Source organism: Patescibacteria group bacterium, assembly GCA_028707065.1.
Classification (GTDB): Bacteria; Patescibacteriota; Patescibacteriia; order Patescibacteriales; family WJLG01; genus JAQTUZ01.
Genome location: JAQTUZ010000008.1, coordinates 1 through 12,962 on the forward strand (window position 1 = coordinate 1; position 12,962 = coordinate 12,962).

Below are 12,962 nucleotides of genomic sequence, written 5' to 3' on the forward strand. Positions count from 1 at the left end.
CGGTATTCAAATAGGCGCCAACATGTTTGAGGCCAGAGAAATTCTGCCGGTCGGCCCGGGGCGGAATTTTTTCCATCGGTTCGAAAATGATCCGCGTTTCCATCAAAGGAGCGATGATCAGCGCGGAGTTGATTTGCCGGACGGCTTTCCTCTTTTACTGAAATGAAATTCAAGCTAAATTTTAAATGAAGAATTTTTTTCGATTTGCGTATTAATGGGTATAAGCATTCTATGGCCCTCCCGTAGAGTGTATAAATGTCCCTGGCCATAGTCCGGCCGGGTATGGCACGGGGACGACAATCAATTAATTTAGAACCCATCTCAAAAATAATCATCCGAAACGCCTTGAAAGTTATTTTTGAGATGGGTTCTAACTTTAGCGGTTTTTGCTGGGCAAAAGCCGCTTTTTTGAAGAAGATAAGCCAAATTTTCGTATTAGTAATATAATCGGTATGGGCAATTTTTGGTTTCTGGTATAATATCAGCTGGATTAGTTTGTTATCAAGCGAAGCGAGTGAAATAATCCCGCGCCTCGCGGGGATTATTTCCGAGCGAGCGATGATAAGATTGGTTATCAAGCGAAGCGAGCGAAATAATCCCGCGCCTAAGCTGCGATTATTTCCGAGCGAGCGATGATAAATGCCTAAGTCGCTTGCGGCGAGGATACCTTTTAGAAAAGATGGGCGCAGGGCTTGCCCCGCGGTTGATACCATTTATTTGTAACTTTTAGCTATATGAAAATTTTTTTTCTGAAGATCAAGGGTATTATTGCCGCCCATAAGATCATGACCGGAGCGGCGATCATCATTTTAGCGGTCGGCGGATATTATGGCTACCAGAAATTTTTTCCGAGCGCGCCTAAATACCGCTATGCCACCGAGGCGACTGTTAAAACAACGATCTCCGTTTCAATAACCGGCTCCGGCCAGGTTTCCGAATTGAACAGCATTGACCTGAAGCCGCAAACTTCCGGAGCGTTAATCGCGATGAATATCAAGAAGGGCGATCAGGTCAAGACCGGGCAGGTCATTGCCGTGGTTGATCAGCGCGACGCGATCGCGGCGATGAATCAGGCCAGAGCTTCGCTCGCCAACGCGCAGGCAAGTTATGATACTTTGCTGGCCGGCACTGACGCCACCGATCTTAAGATCAGCCGGAACAGCGTGACGCAGGCGGAGAATTCCTATAATAACGCCGTGCTTTCCCAGCAAAATACCATCAAAACCACCGCTACCAATATTGTTCAGGCGCAAAACACTTTGGATGATTTGGAAGATTTTACCAGCCAGGCTAATCCGACCAATCAGCGGGGGGTGACCTTGAACACGATCAACGATAAGTTGACGGTGGATCGAACGGCGCTGGACGCGGAAAATAAAATTTTTACCGATAATAATTTTCAAAACACTTTTGGCGCTTTGAATTCCGGGCTGGTGGGCCTTACTAAAGACAGCTATGCGCGGGCGGTAACGCTGTTAGCCGCGGCTAACAGCAGCTTGAATAATGCCGAGACTTATCGCAGTGACATTAATGTCAATCAGGCGGTGAACGACGCGGTTAATGCTTTGAACCAAGCGCAAACATCGCTGAATAATTGTTATGACGCTTTGCAGAATACGGTGTCAGGAGTCAACGTTACGCAAGCGCAGATCGATTCATATAAATCAAGCATCAATAGCCAGCTTTCGGCGGTTAATACCGGCATTACCGCCGTTCAGAACGCTTCGCAAGATCTTAAAGACGCTGTCGTGGCCGCGCAAAACAGCTTAGACTCGATAAAGCTTACTTCCGAACAGCAGTTGGCTTCAGCCCAAGCTTCAGTGCAATCTACTTATAATTCCTGGCAGACGGCCAAGGATCAATTCGCTAAATTAAAGGAGCCGCCGACCAAGCAGGAAATTAATTCGGCTCTGGCTTCGGTTTCTTCGGCTCGCAGCCAATATCAGCAAGCGGTGGATGCTTATAATAACACCACGATCGTCGCGCCGTTCGACGGGCAAATTGCCGTAGCCAGCGCGCAAAAAGGCGATCAGGTTTCGGCTTCGACAGTGATCGCAACGCTGATCACTAATCAAAAAGTGGCTAACGTCCCGCTGAACGAAGTGGATGTGGCTAAGGTGAAAGTCGGCGAGCCGGTGGTTTTGACCTTTGACGCAATCGACGGGCTTTCGCTCACTGGCAAAGTTATCGATATCGATACTTTGGGCACGGTCAGCCAGGGCGTGGTGACTTATAATGTTAAAATCAGCCTTGATGCCGATGATCCGGCCGTTAAGCCGGGCATGAGCGTGAATGCCGCTATCATCACTAATGTTAAAACCGATGTTTTGGCCGTTCCGAATGCGGCGATCAAAACGCAGGGCGGAAGCAATTACGCGCAAGTTTTGGACGCGGCGGGTAATCCGCAAAACGTGGCCGTGCAAATCGGCATTGCTGACGATTCTTATACCGAGATTATTTCCGGATTGACCGAAGGCGAGGCGGTGGTTACGCAGACGATCAATTTGAGCACGGCCGCCAAGACTTCAACGCAAACCAGCTCCGGCATCGGTAATATTTTGGGCGGCAGCGCCAATCGCGGCGGCAGCGGTTTTAGCGGTGGCGCGGTTCGGGCGGTTACCAGGCCCGGAGATTAATTACAGAATATTAATTGATTAGTTAATCCAAATGATAGAATGTAAAAATATTTATAAAGCATATAAAACCGGCGAGCTGGAAACCGAGGTTTTAAAAGATATCTCTTTCAAGATAAATGACGGAGAGTTTGTCGCGATCATGGGTCCAAGCGGGTCGGGCAAATCGACCTTGATGCATATTATCGGCGCCCTGGACACGCCGACCCGCGGACAATATTTTCTTGATGGTATTGACGTTTCCACTTTATCCGATGATAAATTGGCCGTGATCAGAAATGCCAAGATCGGTTTTGTCTTCCAGGCTTTTAACCTGCTGCCCCGGGCCACGGTTCTGCGTAATGTCGCGTTGCCGCTGGTTTATGCCAATGTGGAAAAAAGCAAGCGGGAAGAGATTGCTAAGCACGCTCTGGTGCAAGCTGGTTTGGATGAATCGCGTTTTCATAATTTATCCAATCAATTGTCCGGCGGCCAGATGCAGCGCGTGGCCATCGCCCGGTCGCTGGTGAATAATCCCTCAATCGTTCTGGCCGATGAACCGACCGGCAATCTTGATTCCAAGACCGGCGATGTTGTTTTGGAAACCTTTCAGGAGCTTAACCGCCAGGGGAGGACGATCGTCTTGATCACCCACGAGCCCTATGTCGCCGAGCATGCCGATCGGATCATTCTAATTAAGGATGGAAAGATTTTGAGCGACGCCAAGACGCGCAACAAGCGTCTGGCAGAAAAGGTGAAAAAATAAAAGATAATCCGAATCTATGAAATCCGCCAGCTGGCGGACCGCATACTACGAACTGTTGCGAAACAAAAATATTAATCAATAATGTTCGGAAAAATATTCGTAGTATTCGTGTATAATTCGTAGTATTCGCATTTTATGCCCAAATAATTTTATGAGAATTAACGATTTGTTCGAAGAAAGTTACAGTGCCTTAACGGCTAATAAGATCAGGACCGGGCTGACTATTCTTGGTATTGTCATCGGTATCGGTTCTGTGATCGCCATGGTGTCGATCGGCCAAGGATCGCAAAAATCGATTCAAGCCAGTATTCAATCGATCGGCTCCAATTTATTGATCATCACGCCCGGAGTCCAGCGCAATTTCGGCGCCGGGGTCAGCGCCGGCCGTGGCAGCGCCCAGACGCTTACTCAGGAAGACGCTGATGCGATCAATCAGGAAATCGCTCAAGCAAAGGCTGTCGCCCCGGAGCTTTCCGGCCGTTATCAAGTTACGGCTAAGGGGAGCAATACTAATACCCAAGTTATCGGAACAAACGATGCTTATTCTTCGGTGCGTAATGTGAGTGTTGATTCTGGGACGTTCATCACTTCCGAACAGGTTTCTTCGGACGCTAAAGTCGCGGTTATCGGCCCGACCGTGCGCGATGATTTGTTCGGCGTTGATGCCAATGCGATCGGCCAATCAATTAAAATCAAACAAATAATTTTCAAAGTTATCGGCATCACCACCGCTAAAGGAGGCACTGGCTTTAATAACACCGATAACAGTATTTATGTGCCGATATCCACCGCCCAGCATTTTTTGGCGGGCTCAAGCTATGTTTCGCAGATCAGCGTCGAAGCGGATAGCGCCAACGACATGAGCGCGATCCAGCAGGAGATCACTGATTTGCTTTTGCAGCGGCACAAGCTTACGGCGGCCACTGCCGACTTCACCGTCTTGAACCAATCGGATATTGTTAACGCCGCTTCCGGCGTGACCAATACTTTGACGATGCTCTTGGCTTCGATCGCCGGAATTTCCCTGGTGGTCGGCGGCATCGGTATTATGAATATGATGTTGACGACGGTCACGGAACGCACTCGGGAGATCGGCTTGCGCAAAGCGATCGGGGCGACGCGGAATAATATCAATTCGCAATTTTTAATGGAAGCGGTGATGCTGACTTTCACCGGCGGTTTTTTGGGGATAATCTTGGGCTGGATCCTGTCTTTGATCGTCACTAAATTTGCCGGTATCGCGGCGGCTGTTTCTTTTTCTTCGGTGATACTCGCGTTCGGCGTTTCCGCGGCGATCGGTTTGATCTTCGGCTATTATCCTGCCCGCCGCGCCTCGCGATTGAATCCGATCGAAGCTTTGAGATTTGAATAAAAATATAACACGAATACCACAAATTTTACGCGAATACCGCGAACAATTTAACATTTTTGTTCGTTTCGTGGAGTTCGTAGTATTCGCGAACAATTCGTAGTATTCGTGTTATGGACATAATTTAATTTTTAATAAAAGCATTTTATGAAAAAAAACATTACAATTTTAGTAGTAGCGGTGATTGTTGCTTTGGCTGTTGGCGTTTTTGGCGGTATGCAATATCAAAAAATGGCGGCAAAGAAGATTGCGGCGCAATTCCCCGGAGGCCAGGGTTTTAATCGCGGTAATTTTACCGGTTCAGTGAACAGCCAGCGCAGCCGCAACGGCGCCGGATTTACCGCCGGCAGCGTCTTGTCCAAGAACGACTCGAAAAGCTTTACGGTAAAATTAAACAGCGGCGGTTCGGAAATCGTTTTCCTTTCCGCCAATTCGAAAATTATGAAGTCGGCCACCGGGACGATCGACGATCTGGTTGCCGGCGAGCAAGTCGTAGTCAGCGGAACGGCCAATTCCGATGGCAGTATTACGGCAACTAGCGTGCAATTGGGAAATTCCGGTTTTGGCGGAAATCGGCCGGCGGGCGCTCCGGATCAAGGCCAAGCCGCGCCAGTGCCAGCGAAATAAAATTTTAAAAAAGCCTCGCTCTAGACAAGCGGGGCTTTTTAGTTGAAAATTTGCCGAAAAGATGTTAAGCTCGCATTAATATGCATTAATATGTTGGAAATAATAATCATTGCCATTGGCAAAATAAAAAATAATTTTTTCTCCGGCGCGATCGAAGAATATCTTACGCGCCTTAAGCCGTACGCGGCGGTTAAAATTTTAGAATTGGCCCCTGAAGCGTTCAGTGAATCAAGTCGAGAAAAAGCCAAGAAGATAGAGGGGGAGAGGATTGTTAAATCGCTGGAAAAATATAATAGCGCGGAGATTTTTCTATTGCACGAGCGCGGCCGCGAAATGGACTCGCTTAAATTTGCGCAAAAAATGTCAGCCGCTAACGGCAAGATTGTTTTCGTAATTGCCGGCGCGCTTGGTTTTGACGAAGAAGCGCTTAAAAAATATCCCCAGCTTTCTCTGTCAAAAATGACCTTTCCTCACGAAATGGCGCGCTTGATCTTGCTCGAGCAGATTTATCGGGCCGCGACGATTGCCCGGGGGAAAACCTACCACTATTAAATTAAAATGAAATTAAAATTCACTGAACATAATATTTTTCTTTTAAGCCTTTTACTTAAAGGTTTGAATGGCGCGCTGGAATTGATCGGCAGTATTTTGATCGTTGTTTTTCCGCCGGCGATTATCGTCCGCTTAGTGAATTTTTTGACGCAGAACGAAATCAGCGAAGATCCCAAGGACTTAGTGGCTAATTATTTAATTCACGCTTTTCAAAATTACACTCTGGGTTTGCAGACTTTTTGGTCAGTTTATTTTTTTATTCACGGGGCTATTAAAATTTTTCTGGTGGTTTCGCTTTTGCGCCGCCGGCACTGGGCTTACCCCGCGGCAATCATAGTTTTCATGCTGTTTATCGTTTATCAGCTTTATCGTTTTAGCTTTACCCATTCTCTATCTTTGATCGCTCTTTCGGCCTTTGACTTTTTGGTGATTATTTTGACTTTTCTTGAGTATAAAATACTCAAAAGAACTGTTTAGCGGCGGCTGAAGGTAAACAGCTAAAGGTTTATTAGTTATTATAAAAGGCTATTTTGGCCTTTTTTTGTTTTGATATTATGATATTATTGACATTATATAATATTTATGCTATACTATTATGATTTGGATTGTTGTTTACTAACTCACAAAAAAGGAGTCAGGATGAGGCAATGTACTTTTGGATCAGATACTTTGGCTTATATCAAGGAAACCGGAGAAAGGGTCGCAGAAATTAGCTGGGAAAAAATTCCTGCCGGGAAAATAGTCCTTTTTTGCCATCTGGCTTTTCCAGGTTCAGATGCGGTAAGTGTCTTTTCGCCTTTATCCAAAACTTCCTTTGAGTTATTAATGGCAAAAGAACACGAGGACATTTTTCTTTTTCCCACCGATCAAAAACTTTTTCCTGACCCGAACAAACCAAAGTATGTCCCCAAACCCCGCTCGCGCAAAGCCAGCGCTCGTAGCGGATATCGTAATCTAGCCTTCATCTTCTAATAACCGCCCCTTGCTATTCAACGATTGAATAGCAAGGGGTATTTTTGTTTTCCCCACTTTTTGCTAAAATGGAGGTGCTATAGAAATGCTCTATATGAATAAGCCGGATCAGCTATTTCAGGCATTTTTAGAGTCACCGGTCGGCGTCTTGAAGATCGAAGCGAGTAAAGATAAGATTTGCTCGGTTCTGTTCTCTGATCAAAAAAAGAAGAACGCCCGCCAGCCAGACGTGCTCAAAAATTGCCTCAAGCAATTAAAGGAATATTTTTACGAGAACAGGAAAAAATTCGCTCTGCCTTTGGAGTTGAAGGGCACTGTTTGGCAAAAAAAGGTCTGGCAGAAGCTGGCGGAAATTCCTTTCGGCAAAACCACTTCTTACGCCGAGCTGGCGGAAAAATTAGGCGGGAAAAAGATGGCCCGCTCGGTCGCTTCGGCCTGCGCCCGCAACAAGATATTATTCATCATCCCTTGCCATCGCGTGATCGGCTCGGGCGGCGGCTTGACCGGCTATCGCGGCGGCTTGAAACATAAAAAGTGGCTATTGGATTTTGAAAATAAAGTGTAATTTTATCGCGCGGCCGTCGTTATATTAGTGAAAGTTTTTAACAGCCAAACTAATTAACTAATTCACTAATCAACTAATCTATGGAACAAGAAAATTGTTTTCATCACGGCAAGCTCAAGATGGTTATCGTCTTGGTGCTTGTACTGGGCGCCATCGCTTTGGGAATCCTGGCGATCTTGCGCGACAAGATCATGCAGAATGACCAGAACCAATTCGTGGTAACGGCGCAAGGCAAAATCACCGCTCCGCCGGATGTCGCCACGGTTGATTTCAGCGTCCAATCGACCGTCAGCAAAAATATCGGCGATATCGTCAAAGACGGCAATACCAAAATGAACGCGATCATCAAGGCTTTGACCGATTTAAAAATTGATAAAGCGGATATTCAGACTTCGCAATATCAGTTGGCTCCGATCTATGATTATACAAGCTGCCCGTTAAGTTCATCGATTCCTTGCCAGCAAGGCAATGTTTTGCGGGGCTATCAGCTGACCGAAGGAGTCACTGTTAAAATAAGGGATTTGAATATAGTCGGCGATGCTATTTCGCAAGCCATCGCGGCCGGAGCTAACCAGACCGGCGGGGTTTCTTTCACGATCGATGATCAGGATAAGCTAAAGGCCGAGGCGCGCGCTTTGGCCATTGAAAAGGCGATCGAGAAAGCCAAGACTATCGCCAAGCAATCAGGTTTGAAATTAGGCAAGCTGATAAACGTGACGGAAAATACCGGCCCGATGCCTTATTATGCCAATACTTATGACATGATGGCTAAAGGCGGCGGAGTGGCGGCCGCACCGACAGCTTCGATCCAAAGCGGCTCGCTGGATATCACTGATGATGTGATTCTGACTTACAAGGTGAAATAATCAACAAAAAAAACATAATCCGAACCTACAAAATATCCGAATACAACGAACCTATCCACGAAAAATTATTCGATTCGTAGAGTTCGTAGTATTCGGATACAATTCGTAGTATTCGGATTATGTTTTTATTTAGGCAATTAGTCCCTGTATATCCTTAAGCTGTTGCCGATGACCGTGATATCCGACATGATCATCGCGAAGGCGGCGACGATCGGATTGGCAATTCCGAGGATAGCGAGCGGAATGGCAATGACGTTATAGAAGAAAGCCCAGAAAAGATTTTGGCGGATGATGCCGAAAGTCTTGCGGGCCAATTTTATCGCCTCGACGATCTTGATCGGCTCGTTTTTCATAATAATGATATTGCCGGCCTCTTTGGCAATATCCGCGCCCGCGCCCATTGCTATTCCCAGATCGGCCTGGACTAACGACGGCGCATCATTGATGCCGTCTCCGGCAAAGACCACGTTCTTGCCCGTATCTTGCAATTCTTTGACCTTTTTTTGCTTGTCCGCCGGCAGAACTTCGGCGAAGAAATTGTCGACGGCCAGAAGCGAGGCAGTGAAATGCACGGCGGCTTCGCGATCGCCGGAAATGATGATCGATTCAATTCCCATTTTTTTCAAACTCCAAACCGCTTCCTCGGCGGTCTTTTTTAATTCATCTCTTAAGAGAAAAGCGGCGATAACATGGTCGGCTTTGGCCAGGAATAATAAGCTGCCGCCTTCCTCGGCTTTCTCTTGGCTTACTTTTTCCGCCCAGGTTTTATCGATTTTATTTTCATCCAAAATCCTTAAGTTGCCCAAGAAATATTGGTCGCCATTAATTTTTCCGCCAATTCCCCGGCCAGGGTATTCAGTGATTCCTGCGCCGGACCGGGAAGAAAAATTCCCCTCTTGAGAGGGGTGGACCGCCGCCTCGGCGGGACGGGGTGTGTTAAAGTTGGTGGTTGCCGATAACAAATCTCCCGGCGGACAGCCTTCGTCGTTGGGCATTTTTTTCAAGGCCGGCAATTCGCCGCCGGCTCTTAATGGGAAATTATCAGCATCTTCTTTGTTTATTTGGCAGAATTTTTGATCGCCCGAAGCGTAAATGGCGATCGCGCGGGAAAGGGGATGAGTTGAACCTGAAGCCAGATTGGCGGCGATTCTCAAGACTTCATCGGTTGAATAATCTCGCGCCGGAATTACTTCATAAAGCTTCGGTTCGCCCAAAGTGAGCGTGCCGGTTTTATCGAATACTACGGTATCGATCTTTTTGGCTTTTTCAAAGCTCTCGCCATTCTTGATCAAGATCCCTTTCTTGGCACCAACGGAGGTGCCGACCATCACTGCGATCGGCGTGGCCAGGCCCAGCGCGCAGGGGCAGGCGATGATCAAAACCGTCACCGCGTTGATAATGGCAATCGTGAAATCATGTTTAACCAATAACCAGCCAATTAAAGTCAAAATAGCTACGCCGATGACTGACGGGACAAAAATTCCCGAAATAGTGTCGGCTAATTTCTGCACCGGCGCCTTGAAGCTTTGCGCCTCTTCCACGGTTTTAATGATTTTGGCCAACACAGTATTGGAGCCGGTCTGGGTTATTTTTATTTTTAGCTGGCCGTCTTTATTGATCGTTCCGCCAAAAACATTTTCGCCTGATCTTTTGGCAACCGGCAAGCCTTCGCCGGTGAGCATTGATTCGTCGATATCCGATTGGCCTTCAATAATAATTCCGTCCAAGGGAATTTTTTCGCCCGGTTTCACCAAGGCAACTTCGCCAACTTGCACTTCCTCGATGTTTTTTTCTGCCGTTCCCCCCTGCGCGTTGATGATCAAAGCTTTCTTGACTCCCAATTCCATTAATTTTTTCATCGCATCCGAGGCATGCCCCTGGGTTTTGGCTTCAAAATATTTGCCTAAAAGAATCAAGGCGGCGATGGAAGCGGCGGATTCGAAATACATCGGTTTATCGGCAAAGACCGCCCAAAGGCTGTAAAAGAAAGCCGTCAGCGTGCCGAGCGAGATGAGCGAATCCATATTGAATTGCCCGCGGATGATCTGCTTGCCGGCGCTCTTGTGGAATTGCCAGCCGAAAATAAAAACGATCACCGCGGTCAGGATGATTTGCAGCCAATCAGTATAGCCAAGATTTAAAAAGCTTCCGGGGATCTCCCATGCCCAGATCATCCGGGATAAAAGGGGGGCGGTAAAGATCAGCGCCAAGATAGTTTTGTTTCGCTGCCAATTGCCGCTCGTCTTTTCGCCATGATGCATGTGGTCGTTCATCGCGCCATCTTCCAAGACCTTGTAGCCGGTTTTTTTAATTATTTCCTTGATTTTGTCTAAGCCGATCTTTGCCTCGTCGTATTCGACATAAGCTTTGCCATTGGCATAATTGACGTCAGAGGAGATTATGCCGGTCTGTTTTTTCAAATTGCGATTGATATTCTGGGCGCAGGACGCGCAATCCATACCCCCAATGTTTAATGAGATTTTAGTCATATTTTAAATGTAATACTAATCCACGAATACATACTAATATAACGAATGCCCGTTTAAAATAATTCGTTATATTAGTATGTATTCGTATTGAATTAGTATTACAACTAAATATTTTTTTAAATAATTTATTATTGAATTATAAATTTTCCCCAGACCATTTTCATCCCTTTTTTGTTATCCTGAGCCCCGGGCGAAGGATCTGTTCCTATCCCGCGCAAGATAACCAATGTTTTAAGTAATAAAGTTGTTCGTTGGCAATCATTATAATGACAAACTAAACAAATCTGTAATTCTTAATTTGTAATTTGTCATTGAATGATGAATTTTCCCCAGACCATTTTCATTCCGCAGGAGAATTTTATTTCGCTCAAGCCTGACTCTGGAGTAAAGTCGATTACTGTCTGACCGATATTGAGTTTTTTGCTTATTTGATTTTGGCCGTTATAAAGGATGATGGCATCGGTGCAGCCCATCGATTTTGGCAAATTGATTACCCAATGAACCGGCACGCCTTTCTTGATATAGATGACATTCGGCTGATAGCCGGAATAGCCAACCGTCAATTCCGCGGTTTGAGCCTGGGCTGGCGTCGGCGCAGGCGTTGTTTGAGCCGGAGTTTTTGGCGCTGACGGATTTAATAAACCAAAGCTGCTCATCGCGCGGCCAAAGGTGAAGAGACCCAGAATTATTACTATTATACCCGAAATTTTTAAAAGCTGCTTCATCCGGCTCGCCGTAAGCGTTGAGACAAAATGGCCGAAGCCGAACAAAAGGGGAATGGTGCCCAGGGCATAAAAGGCCATCGATAAAGCGCCAACGAGCCAATTGCCGGTGGACAAAGCATAAAGCTGCATGGCTTGCAGTGGTCCGCAAGGCATGAAGCCGGTCAACAAACCGATGACGAACGGTCCTTTCGGTTCGCGGTTTTGCCGATTTTTGAAGATTACCTTGGCGATGAAGTCCGGCGTCTGTATTTTTATTTTATTCAGCCATTTGATTTCTGTTGCCAGCGACAAGCCCATCAGAACCATAAAGATCGCCGCCACCAGCAAAAGCGTTCCGGAAAAATTCGGATTGATTCCGAAGAACGCCCCAAATCCTCCCAATATTCCCCCGATCACGGTATAGGAGATTAATCGCCCTAAATTATATTGTAGGTGGAGTTTGTGAGACGAAATTTGTAATTTGTAATTTTTAATTTGTAATTGTCTGGTTGAGTATGCCATCACGAATCCGCCGCACATGCCGACGCAATGGAAGCTGGCTAAAAGCCCGATCAGGAAAATTAAGCCATAGCCGACTTTTTCGTTGTTCAAATTAGCCATTATTTCCCAGCCGCCCAAGGCCTGGATGAGAAAATATCCGCCAGCGAAGATCAGCACAAAAATTCCGGCGCCAATCCAGTTTTTATTAAATTTCTTTTTGCCGGTGGCGGTAATATCCAAAAGTTCCGGCGTATAACCCAGTTCTTTTATTTTACTGAAGATTTTATCCAGATCAGTTTTGGTTTCGTCATACTCAACTCCGGCCCGTCCTTTATCGAAGAGGACGATTATTTTTTTTACCCCGGGAAGCGAGCCCACTTCCGCTTCCACTAATACCTTGCAAGAAGAGCAGTGCAGCCCGGATATATTGAAAGTAATCTTTTTCATATTTTATATTCCCCTCTAGAGAGGGGTGGATCGCCCCTGGCGAGACGGGGTGTGTTATGCCGGTCTGCCAGAAAACGTTTATTAAATTATTTATTAGCCAACTTGCTCACTCTTAAAATTTCCTCGACCATCTTCGCTTTCACCTTTTCGTTTTTGCTCGCCATCGCGTTCTTGAAGCAAGTATGCAGATGATTTTCCATCAGCTGCTGATGAGCTGATTTTAAAAGTCCGATGACCGCCAGATTCTGCTGCATGATATCAATGCAGTATTTATTCTCTTCCGTCATCTTAATAATTTTTTCCACCAGCGATTTGGCTTTTTTGAAACCAATCAGCGCTTTTTGTTTCTCGTTAGTCATAAAATATAATTTATAAAAAATAATTTGTAATTTTTAATTTGTCATTTGTAATTCCCGCCATACCTGGGGTGGGGGTATGTCATTATCATAAACCCTATCAAAAAAAACGTCAAGAGGGTAATATATTCCCCTC

The 12,962-nt window shown here is 46.1% G+C and carries 13 protein-coding genes; 9 read left to right on the top strand and 4 right to left on the bottom strand.

Going from position 1 to position 12,962, the window contains the following annotated elements; translation table 11 throughout:
* The coding region (locus PHE24_03440; GenBank protein MDD4902166.1) for a hypothetical protein at positions 1-713 on the bottom strand (713 nt) is incomplete at its 3' end.
* A gap of 21 nt (positions 714-734) precedes the next feature.
* Here PHE24_03440 and PHE24_03445 point away from each other — a divergent pair.
* The 9 genes from PHE24_03445 to PHE24_03485 all read left to right on the top strand — a co-directional run bounded on the left by PHE24_03445 (position 735) and on the right by PHE24_03485 (position 8,329).
* Complete coding sequence (locus PHE24_03445) at positions 735-2,636, top strand: efflux RND transporter periplasmic adaptor subunit (protein ID MDD4902167.1); 1,902 nt, start codon at positions 735-737, stop codon at positions 2,634-2,636.
* A 31-nt stretch (positions 2,637-2,667) separates the two neighbouring features.
* Complete coding sequence (locus PHE24_03450; GenBank protein ID MDD4902168.1) at positions 2,668-3,378, top strand: ABC transporter ATP-binding protein; 711 nt, start codon at positions 2,668-2,670, stop codon at positions 3,376-3,378.
* A gap of 151 nt (positions 3,379-3,529) precedes the next feature.
* A complete protein-coding gene (locus PHE24_03455) occupies positions 3,530-4,750 on the top strand; it encodes an ABC transporter permease (GenBank protein ID MDD4902169.1) in 1,221 nt (406 codons plus the stop codon).
* Positions 4,751-4,894: 144 nt separating this feature from the next.
* Positions 4,895-5,374 (top strand): DUF5666 domain-containing protein, encoded by a 480-nt coding sequence (locus tag PHE24_03460; protein ID MDD4902170.1) that lies wholly within the window; start codon positions 4,895-4,897, stop codon positions 5,372-5,374.
* 90 nt (positions 5,375-5,464) lie between these two features.
* A complete protein-coding gene (locus PHE24_03465; GenBank protein MDD4902171.1) occupies positions 5,465-5,926 on the top strand; it encodes a 23S rRNA (pseudouridine(1915)-N(3))-methyltransferase RlmH in 462 nt (153 codons plus the stop codon).
* Between the two features lie 6 nt (positions 5,927-5,932).
* A complete protein-coding gene (locus PHE24_03470; GenBank protein MDD4902172.1) occupies positions 5,933-6,403 on the top strand; it encodes a DUF2127 domain-containing protein in 471 nt (156 codons plus the stop codon).
* Between the two features lie 162 nt (positions 6,404-6,565).
* Complete coding sequence (locus PHE24_03475) at positions 6,566-6,898, top strand: hypothetical protein (GenBank protein MDD4902173.1); 333 nt, start codon at positions 6,566-6,568, stop codon at positions 6,896-6,898.
* A 94-nt stretch (positions 6,899-6,992) separates the two neighbouring features.
* On the top strand, positions 6,993-7,463 hold the full coding sequence (locus PHE24_03480) for a methylated-DNA--[protein]-cysteine S-methyltransferase (protein MDD4902174.1): 471 nt from the start codon (positions 6,993-6,995) through the stop codon (positions 7,461-7,463).
* A gap of 80 nt (positions 7,464-7,543) precedes the next feature.
* Entirely contained in the window at positions 7,544-8,329 is a 786-nt protein-coding gene (locus PHE24_03485) for an SIMPL domain-containing protein (protein MDD4902175.1), read from the top strand.
* A gap of 137 nt (positions 8,330-8,466) precedes the next feature.
* Here the strand turns inward: PHE24_03485 and PHE24_03490 are convergent, their stop codons facing one another.
* The 3 genes from PHE24_03490 to PHE24_03500 all read right to left on the bottom strand — a co-directional run bounded on the left by PHE24_03490 (position 8,467) and on the right by PHE24_03500 (position 12,829).
* Positions 8,467-10,818: a cation-translocating P-type ATPase gene (locus PHE24_03490; protein ID MDD4902176.1), complete on the bottom strand. Its 2,352-nt coding sequence runs from the start codon at positions 10,816-10,818 to the stop codon at positions 8,467-8,469.
* A gap of 308 nt (positions 10,819-11,126) precedes the next feature.
* Entirely contained in the window at positions 11,127-12,470 is a 1,344-nt protein-coding gene (locus tag PHE24_03495) for a sulfite exporter TauE/SafE family protein (GenBank protein MDD4902177.1), read from the bottom strand.
* A gap of 86 nt (positions 12,471-12,556) precedes the next feature.
* On the bottom strand, positions 12,557-12,829 hold the full coding sequence (locus tag PHE24_03500) for a metal-sensing transcriptional repressor (GenBank protein ID MDD4902178.1): 273 nt from the start codon (positions 12,827-12,829) through the stop codon (positions 12,557-12,559).
* Positions 12,830-12,962 lie beyond the last annotated feature (133 nt).

Bases quoted from the DNA above. Each gene is read 5' to 3' on its own strand.
- PHE24_03445 (MDD4902167.1), top strand. From the start codon at position 735: ATGAAAATTTTTTTTCTGAAGATCAAGGGTATTATTGCCGCCCATAAG.
- PHE24_03450 (MDD4902168.1), top strand. From the start codon at position 2,668: ATGATAGAATGTAAAAATATTTATAAAGCATATAAAACCGGCGAGCTG.
- PHE24_03455 (MDD4902169.1), top strand. From the start codon at position 3,530: ATGAGAATTAACGATTTGTTCGAAGAAAGTTACAGTGCCTTAACGGCT.
- PHE24_03460 (MDD4902170.1), top strand. From the start codon at position 4,895: ATGAAAAAAAACATTACAATTTTAGTAGTAGCGGTGATTGTTGCTTTG.
- PHE24_03465 (MDD4902171.1), top strand. From the start codon at position 5,465: ATGTTGGAAATAATAATCATTGCCATTGGCAAAATAAAAAATAATTTT.
- PHE24_03470 (MDD4902172.1), top strand. From the start codon at position 5,933: ATGAAATTAAAATTCACTGAACATAATATTTTTCTTTTAAGCCTTTTA.
- PHE24_03475 (MDD4902173.1), top strand. From the start codon at position 6,566: ATGAGGCAATGTACTTTTGGATCAGATACTTTGGCTTATATCAAGGAA.
- PHE24_03480 (MDD4902174.1), top strand. From the start codon at position 6,993: ATGAATAAGCCGGATCAGCTATTTCAGGCATTTTTAGAGTCACCGGTC.
- PHE24_03485 (MDD4902175.1), top strand. From the start codon at position 7,544: ATGGAACAAGAAAATTGTTTTCATCACGGCAAGCTCAAGATGGTTATC.
- PHE24_03490 (MDD4902176.1), bottom strand. From the start codon at position 10,818: ATGACTAAAATCTCATTAAACATTGGGGGTATGGATTGCGCGTCCTGC.
- PHE24_03495 (MDD4902177.1), bottom strand. From the start codon at position 12,470: ATGAAAAAGATTACTTTCAATATATCCGGGCTGCACTGCTCTTCTTGC.
- PHE24_03500 (MDD4902178.1), bottom strand. From the start codon at position 12,829: ATGACTAACGAGAAACAAAAAGCGCTGATTGGTTTCAAAAAAGCCAAA.